This window comes from Natronococcus amylolyticus DSM 10524 (assembly GCF_000337675.1).
GTDB lineage: Archaea > Halobacteriota > Halobacteria > Halobacteriales > Natrialbaceae > Natronococcus > Natronococcus amylolyticus.
This window is the reverse complement of record NZ_AOIB01000013.1, coordinates 139,625-160,031: the sequence shown is the minus strand read 5'-3', so window position 1 is coordinate 160,031 and position 20,407 is coordinate 139,625. Positions and strand designations below refer to the sequence as shown.

The 20,407-nt window shown below is 65.2% G+C and carries 17 protein-coding genes and 1 pseudogene; 9 read left to right on the top strand and 9 right to left on the bottom strand.

What is annotated here, in order from left to right; genetic code table 11:
- Nucleotides 1–27: 27 nt before the first annotated feature.
- Nucleotides 28–216 carry a DUF7331 family protein gene (locus C491_RS02900; protein WP_049891401.1) on the bottom strand — a complete coding sequence of 63 codons (189 nt, stop codon included), beginning with the start codon at nt 214–216 and terminating at the stop codon, nt 28–30.
- A gap of 110 nt (nt 217–326) precedes the next feature.
- Here C491_RS02900 and C491_RS02895 point away from each other — a divergent pair, with 110 nt between their 5' ends.
- The 7 genes from C491_RS02895 to C491_RS02865 all read left to right on the top strand — a co-directional run bounded on the left by C491_RS02895 (nt 327) and on the right by C491_RS02865 (nt 9,972).
- Complete coding sequence (locus C491_RS02895) at nt 327–4,289, top strand: intein-containing DNA polymerase II (RefSeq protein ID WP_005553667.1); 3,963 nt, start codon at nt 327–329, stop codon at nt 4,287–4,289.
- A gap of 213 nt (nt 4,290–4,502) precedes the next feature.
- Nucleotides 4,503–5,411 (top strand): ABC transporter ATP-binding protein, encoded by a 909-nt coding sequence (locus C491_RS02890; protein ID WP_005553665.1) that lies wholly within the window; start codon nt 4,503–4,505, stop codon nt 5,409–5,411.
- A gap of 61 nt (nt 5,412–5,472) precedes the next feature.
- Entirely contained in the window at nt 5,473–6,903 is a 1,431-nt protein-coding gene (sufB, locus tag C491_RS02885; RefSeq protein ID WP_005553664.1) for a Fe-S cluster assembly protein SufB, read from the top strand.
- A 1-nt stretch (nt 6,904) separates the two neighbouring features.
- Nucleotides 6,905–8,125 (top strand): Fe-S cluster assembly protein SufD, encoded by a 1,221-nt coding sequence (gene sufD, locus C491_RS02880; RefSeq protein WP_005553663.1) that lies wholly within the window; start codon nt 6,905–6,907, stop codon nt 8,123–8,125.
- 80 nt (nt 8,126–8,205) lie between these two features.
- Nucleotides 8,206–8,952 carry a hypothetical protein gene (locus C491_RS02875; RefSeq protein WP_005553662.1) on the top strand — a complete coding sequence of 249 codons (747 nt, stop codon included), beginning with the start codon at nt 8,206–8,208 and terminating at the stop codon, nt 8,950–8,952.
- Nucleotides 8,953–8,984: 32 nt separating this feature from the next.
- Nucleotides 8,985–9,479: a hypothetical protein gene (locus tag C491_RS02870; protein WP_005553660.1), complete on the top strand. Its 495-nt coding sequence runs from the start codon at nt 8,985–8,987 to the stop codon at nt 9,477–9,479.
- Between the two features lie 64 nt (nt 9,480–9,543).
- On the top strand, nt 9,544–9,972 hold the full coding sequence (locus tag C491_RS02865; RefSeq protein ID WP_005553659.1) for a metal-dependent transcriptional regulator: 429 nt from the start codon (nt 9,544–9,546) through the stop codon (nt 9,970–9,972).
- 39 nt (nt 9,973–10,011) lie between these two features.
- Here C491_RS02865 and C491_RS02860 read toward each other — a convergent pair whose 3' ends face one another.
- From C491_RS02860 to C491_RS02850, 3 genes and pseudogenes are all read right to left on the bottom strand, one after another.
- Nucleotides 10,012–11,766 (bottom strand): phospholipase D-like domain-containing protein, encoded by a 1,755-nt coding sequence (locus C491_RS02860; protein WP_005553657.1) that lies wholly within the window; start codon nt 11,764–11,766, stop codon nt 10,012–10,014.
- A gap of 54 nt (nt 11,767–11,820) precedes the next feature.
- Nucleotides 11,821–13,258: pseudogene (locus C491_RS02855) on the bottom strand (HEAT repeat domain-containing protein).
- 324 nt (nt 13,259–13,582) lie between these two features.
- Nucleotides 13,583–14,314, bottom strand: coding sequence for a protein sorting system archaetidylserine synthase (locus C491_RS02850; protein ID WP_005553656.1), 732 nt, complete (start codon nt 14,312–14,314; stop codon nt 13,583–13,585).
- 221 nt (nt 14,315–14,535) lie between these two features.
- On the opposite strand from C491_RS02850, the gene C491_RS02845 reads away from it, so the two are divergent.
- Together C491_RS02845 and C491_RS02840 are read left to right on the top strand one after the other, a co-directional pair.
- The gene (locus C491_RS02845; protein ID WP_005553654.1) at nt 14,536–14,979 is read left to right on the top strand and encodes a cupredoxin domain-containing protein; all 444 of its coding nucleotides are present in this window, start codon (nt 14,536–14,538) and stop codon (nt 14,977–14,979) included.
- A 46-nt stretch (nt 14,980–15,025) separates the two neighbouring features.
- A complete protein-coding gene (locus C491_RS02840) occupies nt 15,026–15,979 on the top strand; it encodes a DUF3179 domain-containing protein (RefSeq protein WP_005553652.1) in 954 nt (317 codons plus the stop codon).
- A gap of 31 nt (nt 15,980–16,010) precedes the next feature.
- Here the strand turns inward: C491_RS02840 and C491_RS02835 are convergent, their stop codons facing one another.
- The 5 genes from C491_RS02835 to C491_RS02815 all read right to left on the bottom strand — a co-directional run bounded on the left by C491_RS02835 (nt 16,011) and on the right by C491_RS02815 (nt 20,386).
- Nucleotides 16,011–16,652, bottom strand: a complete 642-nt coding sequence (locus C491_RS02835) for a 30S ribosomal protein S3ae (RefSeq protein WP_005553651.1) — start codon at nt 16,650–16,652, stop codon at nt 16,011–16,013.
- Nucleotides 16,649–16,942, bottom strand: a complete 294-nt coding sequence (locus C491_RS02830) for a KEOPS complex subunit Pcc1 (RefSeq protein WP_005553650.1) — start codon at nt 16,940–16,942, stop codon at nt 16,649–16,651. The genes C491_RS02835 and C491_RS02830 overlap by 4 nt, the downstream gene beginning before the upstream one ends.
- Nucleotides 16,939–18,117, bottom strand: a complete 1,179-nt coding sequence (locus tag C491_RS02825) for a hypothetical protein (RefSeq protein WP_005553649.1) — start codon at nt 18,115–18,117, stop codon at nt 16,939–16,941. Before C491_RS02825 ends, C491_RS02830 begins: the two co-directional genes overlap by 4 nt.
- A gap of 3 nt (nt 18,118–18,120) precedes the next feature.
- Nucleotides 18,121–18,588 carry a 30S ribosomal protein S15 gene (locus tag C491_RS02820; protein ID WP_005553648.1) on the bottom strand — a complete coding sequence of 156 codons (468 nt, stop codon included), beginning with the start codon at nt 18,586–18,588 and terminating at the stop codon, nt 18,121–18,123.
- Nucleotides 18,589–18,763: 175 nt separating this feature from the next.
- The gene (locus tag C491_RS02815) at nt 18,764–20,386 is read right to left on the bottom strand and encodes a long-chain-fatty-acid--CoA ligase (protein ID WP_005553647.1); all 1,623 of its coding nucleotides are present in this window, start codon (nt 20,384–20,386) and stop codon (nt 18,764–18,766) included.
- Nucleotides 20,387–20,407: the final 21 nt, after the last annotated feature.

Sequence of the window (20,407 nt, the reverse complement as noted above, 5' to 3'; positions counted from 1 at the left end):
AGGATTCGCGTTCACCCGCGGAGAGCGTTAGACGAACTCCTCGAGCGTCAGCGTTCTGTTCGCCTCGACCCACGCGAGGGGGTTCTCCGCGTCGTAGAACACGACGCCGTCCTCGATCTCGTAGGCCTCGATCGTCGCTGTGCCCTCGGGTTCGCTACTCGGTTCGCCTCGATCCGCCACCTCGTCTTCGTTGGCACGAATGGACACATCGGTCACCTCAGCCCTTGCTATGTGTTACCACATTATATGCTTTGTTCTTCCTTCAGTTTTGGGTGGTATCGACGGGAATGGTGGGTTTTTAACCGGCGGCGCCAAACGTCGACACAATGACCGAGGCGGGCCAGACCGGACTCGCGAAGTTTTCCCGCGAGTCTTCCGAACGGCCGGACGAAGAGGCAGCCGCCGTCGCCGGCGACGGAACGGGAGAGAGCACAGCAGTGATCGACGTTCGCGAGGAGACGCTTCCGGAGCCGACGGGAGCGCTCGAGCTCGCCGTAATGCAGGTCGACTACACCATCGCCGGCTACGGCGACGACGAACGTCCGATTATGCACGTCTTCGGCCGGACGGCCGACGGCGAGCTCGAGCACGTCCAGGTCGTCGGCTTTCGTCCGTACTTCTACGCGCCGACGGAGTCCCTCGAGCGGCCGCCCGAGGAGTCCTACGACCGACTCACCGGCAGCCGCGAGGTCGGCGAGGACGGCGAACCCTACGAGAGCATCCGCGGCGAGAAGCTAACGAAGATCTTCGGCCAGACGCCGCGGGACGTCGGCCAGGTCCGCGACGAGTTCGAACACTACGAGGCCGACATCCTCTTCCCGAACCGGTTTCTCATCGACAAGGACGTTCGCAGCGGAATCCGGGTTCCCGAGCGACGGGCCGAGGACGACTCGCTGGTCGTTCCCCACGAGGAGGTCGAGGCGGCCGACGTCGACGCCGAGCCCCGGGTCCAGACGTTCGACATCGAGGTCGACGACCGCTCCGGGTTCCCCGAGGACGGTGAGGAACCGATCATCTGTCTCACGAGCCACGACTCCTACCGAGACGAGTACGTCATGTGGCTCTACGAGGCGCCGATCGGCGACGGGCCGATCCCCGACGCGGTCGAGGAGTACGATCCCATCGAGGGACCGCTCGACCACGAGGTGCGGAGCTTCGAGGAGGAGGAAGCGATGCTCGAGGCCTTTATCGACTACATTCGAGCAACGGACCCCGACGTGTTGACGGGGTGGAACTTCGAGGACTTCGACGCGCCGTACCTGCTGGACCGGCTCGAGGTGCTCCAAGGCGGCCACGACTACGACCTCGAGATCGACCGCCTCTCGCGGGTCGACGAGGTCTGGCGCAGCAACTGGGGCGGCCCCGACATCAAGGGCCGGGTCGTCTTCGACCTGCTGTACGGCTACCAGCGGATGGTCTTCTCCGAACTCGACTCCTACCGGCTCGACGCCGTCGGCGAGTCCGAGCTCGGGGTCGGCAAGGAGCGCTACGCGGGCGACATCGGTGACCTCTGGGAAGGTGATCCCACCCAGCTGCTCGCGTACAACCTCCGGGACGTCGAGATCTGCGTCGAGCTCGACCGTCAGCAGAGCATCATCCCGTTCTGGGACGAGGTGCGCGCGTTCGTCGGCTGCAAGTTAGAGGACGCCCCCACACCCGGCGACGCGGTCGACATGTACGTCCTTCACCAGGCCCACGGGCAGTTCGCGCTACCCTCGAAAGGACAACAGGAAGGCGGGGAGGAGTACGAGGGGGGGGCCGTCTTCGACCCGATTACTGGGGTCAAAGAGAACGTAACTGTTCTAGATTTGAAGAGTTTGTATCCGATGTGCATGACGACGATCAACGCCTCGCCGGAGACGCGGATCGATCCCGACGAGTACGACGGCGAGACCTACACCGCGCCGACCCAACCCGAGCCCATCCACTTTCGCAAGGAGCCCGACGGCGTGATGCGCGAGATGATCACGGAGCTGCTCGCCGAGCGCGAGGAGAAGAAGGGGCTTCGGAACGACCACGAGCCCGGCTCACCCGAATACGAGCAGTACGACCGACAGCAGGGAGCTGTCAAGGTTATTATGAACTGTTTCACGCCGGACACGGAGGTGTTGACTCCCGAGGGCGTCCGAGGTATTACCGACCTCGAGATCGGTGACGTGGTGTACTCGCTCGATCCGGAAACCGAAGAACTGGAAGCCAAGCCCGTCGTCGAAACTCATGCCTACCCCGATTACGGCGGTGATCTGATCGATATCGAGACGAGCAAGATCGATTTCAGTGTCACGCCGAACCACCGAATGCTCGTCCGCAAGAACGAGACTAACGGGATCACGGAAGACGGATACGGGTTCGTTGAGGCAGGTGATCTCGACCGGGCGACGAACTACGAGCTTCCCCACGACTGGGAGGGGCCCGACGGTGACGAACTCGAAACCGTCGATCTTACGGAACTGATCGACGGTGAGTACGAAGTATGGGTTCGGCCGTCCGTACACGGCCACACGTTCACCGCGGAGCTGGGATGGACACCCCGTCGCGTGCCGAAAGCCGACGTAGGGGAGGTAGGATACGTGTTCACCGCCGAGGAGTTCGAGCGGCACCGCGAGTACATCGAAGACGTCTGTGAGATGAGCTTCGTTCACCGGGAATCCGGCCGGAAGTGGATTCCGCGGACGTACGACGGAGACGACTTCCTCGATCTGCTTGCCTGGTTCGTGACGGAAGGAAACGTATACACGTCCGAGGACAAGCAGTTCGGCGAGAACTTTCGTGGCTCTGCGACGACCGTCAAACTCGCGCAGGACGATCGCCCCGTCGCCGACGGAGGGAAAAATCACCATACGACGATCGGCGAACTACTCGACGGGATGGGATTCAATTCGTACGCCGACGATCGATCGTATACGATCACGTCGAAGCTTCTCGCGGATCTCGTGACCGAGCTCTGTGGCGAGGGGAGTTTCGAGAAACGAATCCCCGAGTTCGTCTTCGATCGGAGCCGTCGACAGAAGCGACGGTTTCTGGACGTACTCATCGACGGGGATGGCGATCGACAGGTGAACTCGTGGCGCTACTCCACCTCGAGCGACGAGCTCCGGGACGACGTTCTGCGGCTCTGTGCACACCTCGGCCTGACCGCGAGCTACGGTCGTGATAGCGACACGTGGCGGATCTACGTCACCGAAGGGGCGAAGAACACGCTTCGGATGCATCGAAGTTCGTCCCGAAGCACCGCCGAAAACGGCGTCTATTGTGTTACCGTCGAGGACAATCACACGCTGCTTGCGGGACGAAACGGGAAGTTCCAGTTCGTCGGGCAATCCCTATATGGTGTCTCAGGGTGGGAACAATTCAGACTATATGATAAGGAGGCAGCATCCGCAATTACCGCTACTGGGCGCGAAGTCATCGAATTTACCGAGACTGCTGCGACTGAGATGAACTATCAAGTTACCTATGGTGACACCGATTCAGTCATGCTCGAGCTCGGACCCGACGTCTCGAAGGAAGAGGCGATAGAGCAATCGTTCGAGATCGAGGAACACATCAACGACCGGTACGACGACTTCGCACGCACCGAACTCAACGCGGAGTTCCACCGCTTCCAGATCGAGTTCGAGAAGCTCTACCGGCGCTTCTTCCAGGCGGGCAAGAAGAAACGCTACGCTGGCCACATTACCTGGAAGGAAGGGAAGGACGTCGACGACATCGACATCGTCGGCTTCGAGTACCAGCGCTCGGACATCGCCCCGATCACGAAGGAAGTCCAACACCGCGTGATCGAGATGATCGTCAGGGACGGCGATATCGAGGGCGCCAAGGAGTACGTCCAGGGCGTCATCGAGGACGTCCGCACGGGCGAGGTGAGCCTCGAGGAGATCGCCATCCCGGGCGGGATCGGCAAGCGCCTGGACAACTACGACACCGACACGGCCCAGGTTCGGGGCGCCAAGTACGCAAACCGGGTGCTCGGGACGAACTTCCAGCGCGGAAGCAAGCCGAAACGGCTCTACCTCGAGCGCGTCGATCCCGCCTTCTTCGAGCGACTCGAGAACGAGGAGGGACTCAACGCGCGCCGGGATCCCGTCTACGGCGCGTTCAAGCGCGATCCCGACGTCATCTGCTTCGAGTACGACGATCAGATCCCCGAGGAGTTCGCGGTCGACTACGATACGATGCTCGAGAAGACGCTGAAGGGGCCGATCTCGCGGATCCTCGAGGCGTTGGACGTCTCCTGGGAAGAGATAAAATCGGGCCAGGAACAGACCGGGCTCGACCAGTACTGGTAACCATCACTCGACGACGTCGCCTTGCGGACTCGTGTAGGAGGGGATCGGCAGGTTCAGCGCCCGACGGACCGAAACCGTCGACAGTACTGCAGTTCGCATCTGTCCGTCGGCGCTTCTCGTTCGGTGAAATATTCTTGGTTATTCGAAACCGTATCCAACCGCATACGAAACCGTTATCAGGCGGACGACCCAGGGTTCACACGACAGACTACTATGGCACGCCTCGAACTACGCAACCTGCACGCGGAAGTGGCGGACGGCGACGAGAAGATCCTCGAGGGCGTCAACCTCGAGGTCGAATCGGGCGAGATCCACGCCCTGATGGGACCGAACGGCTCCGGGAAGTCGACCTGTGCGAAGGTCATCGCCGGCCACCCGGCCTACGACGTCACCGAGGGCGAGGTCCTGCTCCACCTCGAGGACGACGAGTTCGGCGAGGACATCGAGATCGACGAGGACCAGCGCACCTGGAACCTGCTCGAACTCGAGCCCAACGAGCGCGCGGCGCTGGGCGTCTTCCTCGGCTTCCAGTACCCCGCCGAGATCGAGGGCGTCACGATGGTCAACTTCCTTCGCACGGCGCTCAATGCCAAGATCGAGGAGCGCGAGGAGCTCTTCGAGGGCGAAGACGCCGACGAGGAGGAAGAAGAGGAGGCCGGATTCGAGACGTCCCCGATGGAGGGAGACGTCGACGAGGGTGAGGTCGGCGTCGCCGAGTTCCAGGAGATCCTCCAGGAGAAGATGGAGCAACTGGACATGGACGAGCGGTTCGCCCAGCGCTACCTCAACGCCGGCTTCTCCGGCGGGGAGAAAAAGCAGAACGAGGTCCTTCAGGCCGCCATCCTCGAGCCGTCGGTCGCCGTCCTCGACGAGATCGACTCGGGGCTCGACATCGACCGCCTGCAGGACGTCTCGAACGGGATCAACGCCCTGCGCGACGAGCAGGGCACCGGGATCCTCCAGATCACCCACTACCAGCGCATCCTCGACTACGTCGAGCCCGATCACGTCCACGTGATGCTCGACGGCCAGATCGCCAAGAGCGGCGACGCCTCGCTCGCCGAGGAGCTCGAGGACAAGGGGTACGACTGGGTCCGCGAAGAGGTCTACGGCACGGCGTAACCGAATCCGACTAGAACAACCGTAATAACGCTGCAGCCGTAAACACGAATACATACCAATCATGAGTTCCGAACAAGACCACCTCAAAGAAACCGACACCGAGGCGCGCTTCGAGTTCAAGAAGGAGCAGAACGCCGCCGTCAAGTCCGACAAGGGCCTGACCGAAGAGGTCATCCGCATGATCTCCGAGGACAAGGACGAGCCCGACTGGATGCTCGAGCGGCGTCTCCGCGCGCTCAAGCAGTACCAGAACATGCCGATGCCGACGGACTGGCCCGGTCAGCCCGACCTGACCGAGCTCGACATCGAGGAGATCGTTCCATACATCCGTCCGGACGTCGACAAGCGCGAAGGCGTCGACGACTGGACCGAGCTCCCCGACGAGATCAAGGACACCTTCGACAAGCTGGGCATCCCGGAAGCCGAGAAGAACGCCCTCTCGGGCGTCGGCGCCCAGTACGAGTCCGAGGTCGTCTACCAGAACATGCAGGAGCAGTGGGAGGAGAAGGGCGTCGTCTTCATGAACATGGACAAGGCGGTTCAGGAGCATCCTGAGCTCGTCAAGGAGCACTTCATGACGACCTGCGTCCCCCCGAGCGACAACAAGTTCGCCGCGCTTCACGGCGCCGTCTGGTCGGGCGGCTCGTTCGTCTACGTCCCCGAGGACGTCACCGTCGAGATGCCCGTCCAGGCGTACTTCCGGATGAACTCCGAGGGGATGGGCCAGTTCGAGCACACGCTCATCATCGCCGAGGAAGGCTCCGAAGTGCACTACATCGAGGGCTGTTCCGCGCCGAAGTACGGCACCCACAACCTCCACAGCGGAGGTGTCGAGGTGTTCGTCGGCGAGGACGCCCACGTCCAGTACTCGACGGTCCAGAACTGGTCGAAGAACACGTTCAACCTCAACACCAAGCGCGCGATCTGTGAGGAGAACGGAACGATGGAGTGGGTCTCGGGCTCGATGGGCTCGAAGGCCACCATGCTCTACCCGTGTACGATCCTCAAGGGTCGCGGCTCGACGGACACCCACATCACCATCGCCTTCGCGGGCGAGGACCAGGACATCGACACCGGCGCGAAGGTCTACCACAACGCGCCCGACACCAGCTCGACCATCGAATCCAAGTCGATCGCCAAGGACGGCGGCCGCACCAACTACCGCGGTCTCGTCCACATCGCCGACGGCGCCGAGAACTCGAGCACTGCCGTCGAGTGCGACGCGCTGATGTTCGACAACGAGTCCACCTCGGACACCATGCCGTACATGGAGATCGAGGAGTCGAAGGTCGACGTCGCCCACGAGGCCACCGTCGGCAAGATCGGCGACGAGGACATCTTCTACCTCCAGAGCCGCGGACTGGACGACGACGACGCCAAGAAGATGATCGTCGCCGGCTTCATCGAGCCGATCACGGAGGAACTGCCGATCGAGTACGCGGTCGAACTCAACCGCCTCATCGAACTCGAGATGGAGGGGAGCCTCGGATAATATGAGCGCAGGAACGCAGGTACACGCCAATCTGACCGAAGAACAGGTACGCCAGATCAGCGGCGATCTCGACGAGCCCGACTGGCTGCTCGAGACCCGTCTCGAGGCCCTCGAGGCCCTCGAGGAACTCGACATGCCCGACGTCATCCGGACGCCGGGTCGGGACTGGACGAACCTCCACGAGCTCGACTTCGAGTCGCTGGTCGATCCGCTGAACGCGGCGGAAAACAAGGATCAGGTCGGGCCCGACGAGGCAGAGGTCCTGCCCTGGAGCGAGGCCGTTGCCGAACACGAGGAGCTCCTGCAGGAGCACTTCGGTTCGATCGTCGACCCCCAGGAGAACTACCTGACGGCCCTGTCCACGGCGCTGTTCAGCACCGGGACCGTGGTCTACGTCCCCGAGGGCGTCGACGCCGAGGACGTGACGATCCGGACCGAGCAGAACTCCAGTTCGCTGTTCAACTACACGCTCGTCGTCACCGAGGAGTCCGCCTCGGTTACGATCATGGAGCGCCAGTCGACCGGCGAGGAAGCCGAGGAGCAGTACTACAGCGGGATCGTCGAAGTCGTCGCCGGCGAGAACAGCAACGTCCAGTACGGCAGCCTTCAAAATCTCTCGGAGGAGGCCTACAACTTCGCGCTCAAGCGCGGCGACGCCGACACCTACGCGACGATCAACTGGATCGAGGTCAACGTCGGTACACAGCTGACCAAGTCCGGCGTCTCGACGGAGCTCAACGGCGACTCCTCCGAGACGCAGATCGTCGGTGCCTTCTACGGCCACAACGACCAGCACTTCGACCTCGACGCGAAGGTCTGGCACCGCGGCGAGCACACGACGGCCGACCTCGTCACCCGTGGCGTCACCGACGACGTCGCCCGCTCGGTGTACGAGGGGGTCCAGGACGTCGGTCGCGACGCGTGGGACACGAGTTCCTACCAGCGCGAGAACACGCTGATGCTTAGCGACGAGAGCGAGGCCGACGCCTCGCCGAAGCTGATCATCAACAACCACGACACGGAGGCAAGCCACTCCGCGACAGTCGGTCAGATCGACCAGGAGGACCTGCTGTACATGACCTCCCGCGGCATCTCGCCCCGGGACGCGCGCAACATGCTCGTCGAAGGGTTCTTCGTGCCCGTCCTCGACGAGATCGCGGTCGACGAGCTCCGCGAGGACCTCGAGGATCTCGTCGCGGCGCGTCTCCGGAAGCGCGACTAACGACGATCGAACCGGTTCGGACGCGCCGTTTTCGTCCGTCTGACGAGCTTTTTTGTATCGAAGCCCGGTACCGATCAGTAATGCCGGGGCTGTCGGTCGCGTTCGACGCCGAAACGCTCGAGGAACTCGAGGCGGAGCGACGGCTCCTGGGATTCGAGAGCCGAGGCGCCTACGTCCGGTGGCTCGTCGACCGGCGGGACGCGCTCGAGGACGCTCGGCCTCGAGCGGACGGACTCGAGATCGAGTCCGAGGACCAGGATTCGACCACGACGAACCCGGACGGTACGAGTGGGGCGACCGAAACCGACGGATTCGACGACGCTCCGGGATCGCTGACTCCGGAGCGCGTTACTAGAGTTCCCGAGGACAACGTCGGCGCGGACGCGACCGTCCTCGAGACCGTCCGGTTCGATCGCCTCGACGAACTCTCGCGACGAGCGGTCGCCGAGACGCGCAGTCGGCTGGATCGGGAGGTCGAGACGGGCCTCGAGTACCGATCGACGACCCCGCTCGGACGGGAGGGCCTCCAACCCGGCGCCGACCTCATCGATCTCGACGCGCTGTCGGTTCCGGGTCGATCCGCGGATCGACGCGAGCGGCGACGGGCCGTCGCCGGACGCGCGATCGCCTTCCTCCGCGACGAGGGCCAGGCGAAGAAGGCGACGGTCGTGGGGGAGCTGTACGACTCGTATCCTGTGGGCTACGAGACCGCCGACGGCTGGTGGGCGTTTCTCAAGGACGTTTTCGAGCAGGTCGACGCGGTCGAGGGCGGTGCCGGCAGCCGCGTCTGGCGGTACGTCGGGAGCACTCGAAGGCGGGATGCCTGAAGTTAAGTAGCACGCTCACCGACGGTACGTGTATGAGTCTGGGACAGCGCGTCTCGAGCGACCACCAGCTCGCCCGACTCCTCCAGATCGGGGTCGTTCTGGAGGAGGTGGTCGAGTCGCGCGCCGCCCACCACCTCGAGTCGCTGCCGGCCGACGAACGAGAGACGATCGACGACGAGGTGCGGGCGCTGCTCGCCGAAGCCGCCGAGGAGTCGGCCGAGCATCGCGAGCGCCTCGAGACGCTGGTCGACGACCTCGACGCCGAGACGGTCGCCTACGAGGAGATCAACGCCCTGGTCGACGCGCAGTACGGCCCCCCGGAGGATACCGACGGGGTGCTCTACGATCAGCTCTGCAACGAGGAGACCGCCTACAAGTTCTACGACGACCTGATCGAGGCCGTCGAGGCCTCCGACGCCGAGTTCGCCATCGACCGCGATCGCCTCCTCGAGACGCTGTACGACATCCGCGAGGAGGAACGGGAGGGCGTCGAAGAAGTAACCGAGATTATGGAGCGCAGAGCATGATCGGCGTCCAGACCGATCGACGACCGACGGATCGCAGCCGGACCGACACCGACGGAGGGACGCGATGAACACCGCAGACCAGTATCTCAAGGCGATCTACCTCGCACAGCGTATCGACGACGGTCCAGCCTCGACCGGCACGCTCGCCGACCTGCTCGAGGTCAGTCCGGCCAGCGTCAACGAGATGATCGGCAAGCTCGAGGAACGTGGCCTCGTCGAACACGAGAAGTACAAGGGGGCCAGCCTGACCGACGAGGGGCTCGAGCGTGCCCACGACGCCCTCCAGACCTACTGTATCATTGAGCGGTTTCTCGCGAACGTCCTCGAAGTCGAGGAGTTCCGCGAGGAGGCTCACGCGCTCGAGGCGGTGATCGACGACACCGTCGCAGAGCGACTCGACACGATCATCGACCGCCCCGAGGAGTGTCCGGACTGTTTCGACCCCGAGGCCGACTGCTGTAAGTACCTCGAGGTCCCCACCCGGGCAGATTAGCGAGTTCCCGACGACGGACCGTTTCGGACGAGAATCGGACTACTCCGAGCCAAATCGCACGTACCGGTGACCGACGACCGCCGCAACCGCGAGTGCGACGACGACCGCGACGGAGAGTTCGAACGGGAGCGACCAGGTGTCGTCCTCAGCCTGATCGCTCTCGAAGACGTCGGCGTAGTACGCCGCCGCGTCGGTTCCGTGCAGGGCGAGCAACACCTCGCGGTTGTTCTGCAGCGAGTTCTCGTTCCAGTTCGCGCTCCCGACGACGGCGACCTCGCGGTCGATCACGATCCCCTTCGCGTGGATCTTCTCGAAGGCGTCGGTGTCCTCGACGAGTTCGGCCTCGAGTGATAACTCCTCCTCGTCGGCCGTGCGCTCGAGGTCGGCCGCCAGCGTCTCGTGTTCGTCCTCGACGTACCAGCTCGAGTCGAGCAGAATCCGGACGTCGACGCCCCGCCGGGCTGCGTCGAGCGTCGCCTCGAGCAGGGAGACGTCGTCGGCGATGCTGGCCTGTTTGATGAGGATCTCGTCGTCGGCGCCGTCGAGCAGCTCCAGCAGCCGCGGCTCGGCGTTCTCCGGCGCGAGAAGGAGTTCGGCGGCGTCGACCGAAACGGTCTCCGCTCCGTGATTCATCGGGAACTCCCGCGGCGGCGCGGCGTCGTCCTCGACGAACGTAGCGTCCTCCCGAAAGCTCGCTCCCGACTTGGCGTCCCAGCCCTCGAAGTCCGCCCGAAAGATCTCGGCCAGTTCGTCCGCGAGCGCGTCGTCCGCGAGGCGGACGCCCCAGCCGCGACTCGACTCGCCGCCGACGCCCGCAGGCTTCCAGTTCTCGCTCGTTACGAGGACCGACTCGTCCGCGACCGCGTACTTCGGGTGGTGAAACCGGTAGCGTGCCCCCTCGCTGCCGACGAATCGAACGTCGACGCCGCCGCGCTCGAGCGTCTCGACGACGGACTCGCTCGTATCGGGCGTCCCGCCGACGGGTCCCGACTCGAGCAACACTGCCACGTCGACGCCCCGGTCGGCGGCCGCGACGAGGTCGTCGGCGACGTCCTCGTCGGTGAACGTGTAGCCGGCTACCAGGAGCCGATCGTCCGCGTCGCGGATCGTCTCCTGCGGGATGTCGGGGCTGTCGGGAAGGACGAACGCGGTCGCCTCGTCGGCGTCGACGGTCGACGTCGGGACACAGGTCGCACCGCGGGGCCACCACTCGCCACCGGCGGGCGTCACGTTGGCTGACTCGCCGCCGTCGGTCTCAGTCGTCCGGTACCACCGCTCGGCCGTCGGCGCGCGGTCGTACGTCACCGTATCCACCGTTCGGTTTCCGTCTCGAAGCTCGAGGTCGTCCCCGTCGGTGGCGAGTCGCACCGTTCCCTCGAGTTCGACGACCGGATCGTCGGTCAGTTCTCGGGTTTCCTCGGGGTCGGTCGTAAGCGCGACCCGTCCGGACACCGTCTCGTTCGGGAGGTGCGCGGTCGTGTGGCCGTCAGTGAGCGACCAGTCCTCGAGGTCGGTCTCCGAAGGGATCTCGACGACGAGGTACTCGCCGACGTTTCCGTGTGCCGTTGGGTTCGGATATAGCTCGATGATTCGAGGATCATCACCCGTTTCGGTAGCGTCGATCGGTTGCGGACAGCGGAGCCCGTCGGCTTCGTCAGCTTCGGCTGTCGCGTCCGGACCGTCGAGCCCCGACGAGGGAGATGCAGCGCCGAGACTCGCCGCGAGCGGGGTTCCAAAGAGAGTACCGAGCAGGGCCGTCGCGCAGAGTACGAGCGCGACTCGCCTGGAGACCATCGGCTCTCCTGGCCGCGCTCTCGGATATAAACTTGCGGAGAGAAGGAGTGATGATCAGGCAGCCGGCTCGAGGTCGGCGCGCTCGGCCTCGGCCTGGACGAGGTAGGCGCGGTCGTCCGCGTAGTCCGCGACGACCTCGAGGGCCTCCTTCGTGCCGATCTGGTTGAGCGCCCACGCGGCGCTGGCCCGGACGCGGTCGGCGTCATCGTCCTCGAGGACGTCCGAAAGCGGCTGGATCGCCCGCGTGTCACCGATCAGTCCGAGCGAACGCGCGGCGTTGCTGCGAACGGCCGGCTCGTCGTTGGTGGCGAGCTCCTCGGCGATCGGCTGGACGGCGTCCTCGGCGCCGATTTCGCCCAGGGCCCTGAACGCAGGCCGCTGGAGCTGGATGTTCGAGTCGACGTAGTCGAGCAGCGCGTCAACGACCTGTTCGTCGTCAGCGCCGATCTTCCCGAGGATGCTCATCGCCTTGGTATCCCGTCGGCTGGCCTTCTGGATCATCGGCTCGATGGCTTCCTCGCGACCCATTCGCTCGAGGGCCTCCATGCAGTGGTCCTCCATGAACTCCGATCCCAGGGAGTCGAGTGCGAGCAGGATCTGTCTCTTATACACATCTNAGTGCGAGCAGGATCATCTCGACGTTGCCCTGCTTCTCGTGGACTTTGAGGGCGTGCCACTCCGGCGGGAAGTCCTTGACGTGGTCGAGGACGTCGTAAAAGCCCTCGCGGCGGAGCTGCTCGCGGACCTTCAGATCGGTCCACTCGGTGGCGTCGTCGACGCCGTCCTCGAGGTCGTCGGTCGCCTCGAGCAGCGCGGCGATCGTCTCGGCGTCCTCGTCGGGATCGAGATCGGCGTCCTCGACGGCGTCGGTGACGTCCTCGAGCGTCGCCGCGAGCCGCTCGGGAACGCCCTCGTCCTCGTCGGGAACGTCCTCGCGGAGTTCGGCACACTCGGTCGGTTCGAGGTCGTCGGGAACCGTGACGGACGCCCCGAGCAGGTCGTTCGTCTTCGCGACGAACGCCTCGACGGGGTCGATCAGTTCCTCCTCGCCCTCGATCGTCCAGCGGGTGCCGGTGATCGTTCCGGCGACGCCGTTGATCTCGCCGATCACGTCCTCGGCGTAGGGCCCGCGCTGGTCCTCGAGATCGTCCTCGAGGTCGTCGAGGTCGTCCTCGATCTCGTCGTAGCGGTCCTGGAGCTCCTCCTCGGGGTGGACGACGTCTTCCTCTTCCTCGTCTTCGTCGTCCTCGTCCTCCTCGGGCGGTTCGGGAATCTCGAGGCCCTCGAGCTCCTCGCGGAACGCCTCGAGTTTCGGCTCGACCTCGTCGAGGTTGTCCTCGGTCTCGGCGGCCTCGAGTTCGGCCTCGAACTCCTCGATCTGGGTCTCGAAGGCGGCGAGCTGACCGCGGATCGCCTCGAGTTCGTTCGCATTTTCGTCCAGATCTTTTTCGTCTTCTGCGTCCGCTTCGCCGTCTGCGTCCGCTTCGTCCACTTCGTCGTCTGCGTCCGCTTTGCCTTCTTCCTCTTCTGCGTCCGCTTCGTCACCTACGTCCTCTTCATCCTCTGGGTCTTCAGCCGACTCTGACTCCTCCTCGGTCCCGTTTTCGTCGGATTCGGCTTCTTCGTTGGCCTGGTCTTCCGCTTCCTCCTCGGTTTCGGCCGCCTCTGTTTCGGGTTCCTCGTCGGCCGTTTCCTGCTCGTCCGGCTCGTCGGCCGGCTCCTCGTCACCGTTCGCCTCGTCCTCGCTCATGGAATCACCCGGGGACGACACCGACGCGTGACTTCGTTCATACGTACAGGTCGTGTCAGCACGTTCCTAAGCGTTTCCATGCACGTCGGTTTCGGCCGGACGGGGTTCGGGGCGCCAGTAGAGCCAGGGACTCAGCGTCATGTACGCGATCCCAAGGGTCAACAGGGCGTAGGGGAAGGTTCGGCCGGCGGCTGTCGGCACGAGGATCGCCAGCGCGTGGACGACCCCCATGATGGCGGCGTCTCGAGCCAGCAGATCCGGATACGGAATCCGCGAGACCATCAGATACGTGAAGCCGGCCGTGATCGCCAGGATGAGCACGGGGGCGTCGGCGGGGTCGCCGGCGAGGATGGCGGCGCCGATGATCGTCGCGGCCAGCGTCGTCTGGACCCCTTCGGTGTAGCTGCCGGTCGTGTCGTAAGCAGTGTACAGCCCCAGTCGGGTGACGGCCATCGCGACGAACAGCGCACAGACCGCCGTGACCACGAGTAACTCGGCAGTAACGGCGTCGAAGCTCAGTCCGAGCCCGTCGCTGACGACGACGAACGCGAGGACGGCCGGAGCGACGGCGAACGAGGAGACGTCGGCCAGCGAGTCGAGGTAGGGCCCTGCCTCGGTCCCGCCGTACCGGCGCGCGAGCAGGCCATCGAGGCCGTCGGCGATCGCCGCCAGCAGGATGAGCCGCGCCGCGAGTTCGATGTCGACGAACGCGACGACGATCGCGACGAAGCCGAGCGTCGCGTTGGCGATCGTCACCGCGTCCGCGACCCCCAGTCGTCCGACGAACCGCGGAAGCATACTCCTCGATTCGAGCGGCCGATACCTTACTGTTTTCGTTTCAGAAGGGGGTGAACTAATCTGATCGACGGTCGAATCGAACCAGGCGAGACGCGAGACCGACTCGAATCCGTTCGGACGGTCGACCGCGTCACGCCCGCCTCCGAACGTGTTCGACACTACAGGACAGGCTCGAGAGTCGAACCGGGCCCGTTATACCGTGACCGTCCTAACGCTCGCGTATGCACCGGCGCGTCTACCTCGCCACCGTCGGGACCGCCGCCTCGGCCAGCCTGGCCGGTTGCTCGTCCGTCCTCAGCGTCTTCGACGACGATGACGACGGCCCGTGTGCCGGCGAGGAGTGTGACATCGGGATGAGCCGCAACGAGTTCCTCCCCGAGACGTACACCGCGAGCGTTGGCGAAACCGTCGTCTGGAAGAACACGAGCGGGGCCGATCACACCGTCACCGCCCTCGAGAACCAGATCCCCGACGACGCCGCGTACTTCGCAAGCGGCGGCTACGAGGACGAGGACACGGCGATCGACGCCTGGCACGAGTACCGCGGCGGACGGCTCGGAACGCGGGACACGTACGAACACACCTTCGAGGTTGCCGGAACGTACGCCTACATCTGCGAACCCCACGTCAAGGGCGGAATGATCGGCGAAGTCGTCGTCGAGTAGCCCGCGTGACTCGGTTCTTTTCTCACGACGAACCGTGGGCTCGACTATGAACGTCCGTCAGGTAATTCCGAGGGACGCGATTCCGAGTATCGACGAGCCGACGTTCGGGATCGAACGGGTCGGCGACCCCGACGACGAGGTGGTTGTCGTCGAGGCCTCCTCGCCGAAAGCGTACCCGGTCCGTGTCCTGGACTACCACGAGATTGTCAACGACACCGTCGACGGAGACCCGATCGCGGTCACGTGGTGTCCGCTCTGCGGGAGCGCCGTCGTCTACGATCGAACGGTCGACGATCGAACCCTCGAGTTCGGCGTCAGCGGAAAGCTCGCCGACGACGACCTGGTGATGTACGACCGCGAGACTGGTTCCGAGTGGAAGCAGTCGTCCGGCGAGTGTATCGACGGCCCGCTGCGGGGATGGGAGCTGCGGGTTCGGCCGGCTGCGGTCCTCTCTCTGAAGTCGTTTCGCGAGCGCTATCGTGATGGTCTGGTGCTACAGCCTCCCGAGAACGCGACGAGCGAAGCCGCGAGCGACGGCGACGAGCCGGCTCCGATCGACTACAATGAGGCCCCGTACGCGGGGTATTTCGAGAGCGACGGGTTCGGCCTCGCGGCCCACCGGGGAACGGACGACGAACGGTCCTGGGACCACGCCGACTTCGGCCCCAAGACCGTCGTTCTCGGTCTCGAGATCGGCTCCGAAGCGCGCGGATTCCCTCTGCCACGGGTGGAATCTGAGGGTGGAGTCGTCCACGAGACCGTCGGCGGAACCGATATCGTCGTCCTCGCGACCGGCGAGGGGATTCACGCGTTCGAGAACCCGGGTTTCGAGTTCGAGAGGACCGACGACGGAACGATCCGTGCCGACGGGACCGCGTGGGACGCCGCCACCGGTTCGGCTGCGGACGGCCGACGGCTCGAGCGACTTCCGGCCCGTCGGCTGTTCGCGTTCGCCTGGCGGGACGATCACGGCGTCGACTCGTTCTACGGTCAGCCGTAAAAATCGGGATCGAACGGGTTCGCGAGTTGCGTCAGTTCTCGGCTGCGACGTCTTCCTCGTCGACGTCGACGGAGGTCGCTTCCTCCTCGGCGACTTCCTCGGGGTGGGCCTCGAGGGTCGTCTTCTGGATCTCGACGCGCCGCAGCGGGTAGATCGTCTTGGCCTCGCCGTAGATCGCCGAGGAGAGCCGTCCCTCGACGATGCTGTCGATGAGTTCGTCGAAGGTTCGCTCGGCGGCGGCCTCCTCGATCATCTGGACCATCTGCTCGCGGATGGCCTTCTCCTGGCTCGCGTCGGCCTTCTTGGTCGTGAACGCGACGGGCTGGATCTGGACGCGGTAGTCGTCCGTCGTGAGGACCGTGACGTAGGCCTCGACCTTCGAGGCGCCCCGTCGAACGAGCGAGCGCAGGTAGTCACGGGTCAGGGCGTGCTCCTGGAACTCCGTGTACGCCGCGTCGCTGCCGACGTCGGTGACCTTGAAGGTCAGCTTCGTGTTGTTCTCGCTGGCGTTGTTCGTTATCTCGCCGAGCGTCGTTTCGATGGTTCGGTCGTAGACTTTCTCCGGTTCGTCGGCGGGGGTCTCACCGAGCTCCTTGCGATCGAACTGCTCGGGCGCGAGGATGGTGTACCACCGCTTTTCCTGTTTCGTTCGTGAAACCGATCGTTCACTCATAGTTTGGTGTTATCTGGGGTATCGGACACAGTGCCCGTGTCCGTCGGGTGTGCGTGCTGTGCGACCTCGATCGCGACCGCGAGGTTGACGACGTAGTCGTCGACCGTCGACTGCAGCCCCGATGTCGTCTCGCGTTCGATCCGGGTGACGACCGCGTCGTCGCTCGAGGGAGCCTCTCCCTCGCCGTCGTCGACCGTCGTCTCCATCTCGGCGGTGTTGTCCGGTGCGATCGCGCGTGCGATCAGCGCCGGATCGTCGTGGGTCGTCCGGATCGTCGCTCGTCGGGTCATCTGAACTCCCTCGTCGTCGCGATGATTGTCGAGTCGTCCGTCTCGGGGTCGTACCGCAGGTAGCCGCGTCGCCGGCCGTCGTCGTACTCGAGGCCGTCGACGTCGCCCTCGAGGGCCCTGGCGATCGCTTCGACTGTCGAGCCGAGTGACTCGTCGGTCCGAGTCGCGAGCGCGGCTTCGCCGTCGCCGACGACCAGCACGGTCGGTTCCGGCGATCGGTAGGCGACGGCGATCTCGGCGACCGTCTCGACGGGGCCGTCCTCGATTCCGAGGACGAACAGGCCGTCGTGTCGGCTGACCGACGCCGAGTCGAGCGCCGCGTGGGCGCGTCGGCCGTGGGTCCGCCAGGCCTCGAGTGCGGCCCGGTCGACGCCGTGGCCCATCGCAAGCGCCACGCCGGTCCCGGGTTCGGTTCGAGCCGTCGCCGCGAGCACGTCGGCGTAGCCGCCGACGGTCGCGAACGGTCCCTCGGGCGTCGCGTACGGCTTCAGCGCGCGCCCGATCGATCGAGCGCTCGCCTCGACTGTGTCCTCGGCGCCGACCGCATCGAGCGCGACCAGCGAGCCGATTGCCCGGTGGTCGTCGGTCCCGAGCGCGTCGGGTTCGGGGAGTTCGAGTCCCGAAAACGCGTCGCGGACCGCGTCCGGGTCGCCGGACCACGGGGCGCGAACGCGCGTCGAGTGTGCGAGACCGTCGACCGGGTCCGCGGTCGGCACCGCGACTCCGGCTCGCCGATCGACGAGACCGCGGTCGCGCGCGGTCTCGAGTACCCACTCGCTCTCGCCGGCGCCGGGTTCGCTCCCGGCGGCGACGAGCCCCGCGAGCGCGAGGACCGGGTCGGGCGACTCGCCCAGTTCGCGGACGAGTTCGGCGGCCTCGAGCGTGGCGGCCCTGTCGGTCGCCGCGAGCCGGGTCGCCTCGAGGTCGGCGTCGACGCTGCCGACGACGATCGTCGCGTCGTCGGCCTCGGGCTCGCCGATCGTCGCCCGTTCGGTCCGTTCGGCGACGGTGCGGCCGACGGTGACCTGAAACGGCGTTCCGTGCTCGCGGATCGCTCGCGCGAGCAGCCCGGTCGCCGCGAGCGCGTCACCGTCGGCGCTCGAGACGAGCCGGACGAAGCCGGCGCTCTCGAGGGGGGCTGGCGTCGCCTCGGCGGTTCGACCCTCGGTGGACATCGCTTACTCCTCGAGGAGCTCGACCGCTACGTCGTAGGAGTACTGGAAGTCGGCCTCGAGTTCGTCGCCGCGGTAGTAGTGGACCAGACGGCGGACCTTCGACTCGGTGTTTTGCAGGGCGCGCTTGTTCTGGTAGTCCTGTGGGTTCTGCTGGATGTGCTCGCGCAGGCGTACGGCGCGCTGCATCAGGCTACGCAGGTCCTCGGGGAGGTCCGCTTTCGCGTCGTTCTCCTCGAGAATCTCGGTGACCTTCTTCCCGGTCGCCAGCTTGACGTCCGGGACGGGCGTGCCCGTGACGCCCTCGTCGCGCAGCTTGATCCCGATCTGGCTGGGATCGTGACCTTGCTCTGCCAGTTCGACGACGCGGGCTTCGATGTCGTCCGCGTCGACGTCGCTCCACTCCGGCGGTTCGTCTGCCGTCGGCTTGTCCGATCCGGACGAGCCACGACGGCGGGTGTGCATTCGTGCCATTGGTGAGGATAGGAACCGCACTGACCGCTCGAGTGTTCGGCAGCCGGATCACCGGCTGCCCGTGCACTTCCGCAATCCCAAGCTGCCCGAAAGGGTGGACAGCGAGTCGGATTTGCGGCCGTGCGCTTCCCACCGTCGCTACCGGGAGCAGCGACTAAAGGGTTGCGTCCTGCCGTCAGCCCTGTCCGACCATCGACTCCTCGTCCTCCCACTCCAGTTCGCGGAGTTCGTACTTCTGGATCTTGCCCGTCGCGGTCTTGGGCAGTTCGTCAACGAACTCGACGCGGTGAACCACCTTGTAGCCCGCCAGCCGCTCACGGGTGTACGCCGTCAGATCGTCCGCGGTGACCGGTGGGTTCTCCGGGTCGCCGTTGGCGGGCACGACGAACGCCTTCGGCGTCTCGCCCCACTTCTCGCTGGGCGCGGGGATGATCGCCACGTCGGCGACGTCGGGGTGATCGAAGAGGGTGTCCTCGAGTTCGATGCTCGAGATGTTCTCCCCGCCCGAGACGATGATGTCCTTCTTGCGGTCCTGGATCGCCATCAGGCCGTCCTCGTTGACGACGGCCAGATCGCCGGTGTGGAACCAGCCCTCGCGTTTGTCGTCGAACGCCTCTTCGGTCTCCTCGGGTTTCTCCCAGTAGCCGTCCATGACCTGATTACCGCGGACGACGATCTCGCCGATCGTCTCGTCGTCCCAGGGGACTTCGGTTCCGTCGTCGTCGACGACCTCGACCTCGGTCGCCAGCGGGGCGATCCCCTGGCGCTTCTTCAGCGCGAAGCGCTCCTCGCTCTCTTCGTCGATCAGCCGCCGGGTCGCGGAGGTGCCGATCAGCGGGCCGGTTTCGGTCGCGCCGTAGAGCTGGCGGAAGTGCCAGCCGAACTCGGTCTCGACGGTCTCGATGATGCTCTCGGGCGGGGCGGCGCCGGCTGCAGTGACCCGCATCGGCGCGTCGCCGGTCGTCGGGACGTCGGCCTCCTCGAGGTACTCCTCGAAGAGGGTGAGGACGGTCGGCGCACAGCAGAGAAAGGAGACGTCCTCCTCGCGGATCTGCCGGAGGTTCGCCTCGGCGTCGGCGCCGCGCGTACAGACGTGTTTCGCGCCCATCCCCGTAATCGCGTAAATGTGTCCCCAGCCGTTGACGTGGAACATCGGCAGCGTCCAGAGGTAGACGTCGTCGTCGCTGATCTCGTGGTGGATCGTCACCAGCTGGGCGTGCAGCGACTCGGTCCGGTGGGTCCGCATGACGCCCTTCGGGTCGCCCGTCGTCCCCGAGGTGTAGTTGATCGTGATGACGTCGTCCTCGCTCATCTCGGGGCGGTCGTAGTCGGCGTCGGCCTCGGCGATTAGCTCCTCGAAATCGAGCCACTCGCCGTCACAGTCCTCGAGGGCATCGGCGTCGGTCGCGATGAACGTCTCCGTGGGCACCTCGTCGAGGACGGCGTCGATCTTATGTGCGTACTCGTAGTCCGCGACGACGGCGTCGACGCCCGCGTCGTTCAGCATGTACGCGTAGTCGTCGGGCGTCAGCCGGTAGTTCAGCGGCGTGTGGATCGCGCCGAGTTGCATGATCCCGTAGGCCGACTCGAGGTGGTAGTGGGTGTTCGGGTCGAGTACTGCCACCCGATCGCCCTTCGCTACGCCCCGCTCCTGGAGTACCGCGGAGAGCCGATCGGCGCGGTCGCCGAACCCGTTGTAGGTGTAGCGTTCACCCGTCGTCGCGACGACGGCCTCTTCGTCGCCGTAGTACTTCCGTGCGCGGTCGAGAAAGTCGGTTACGAGGAGCGGAACCTCCATATACGAGATTCTTGAGCATCG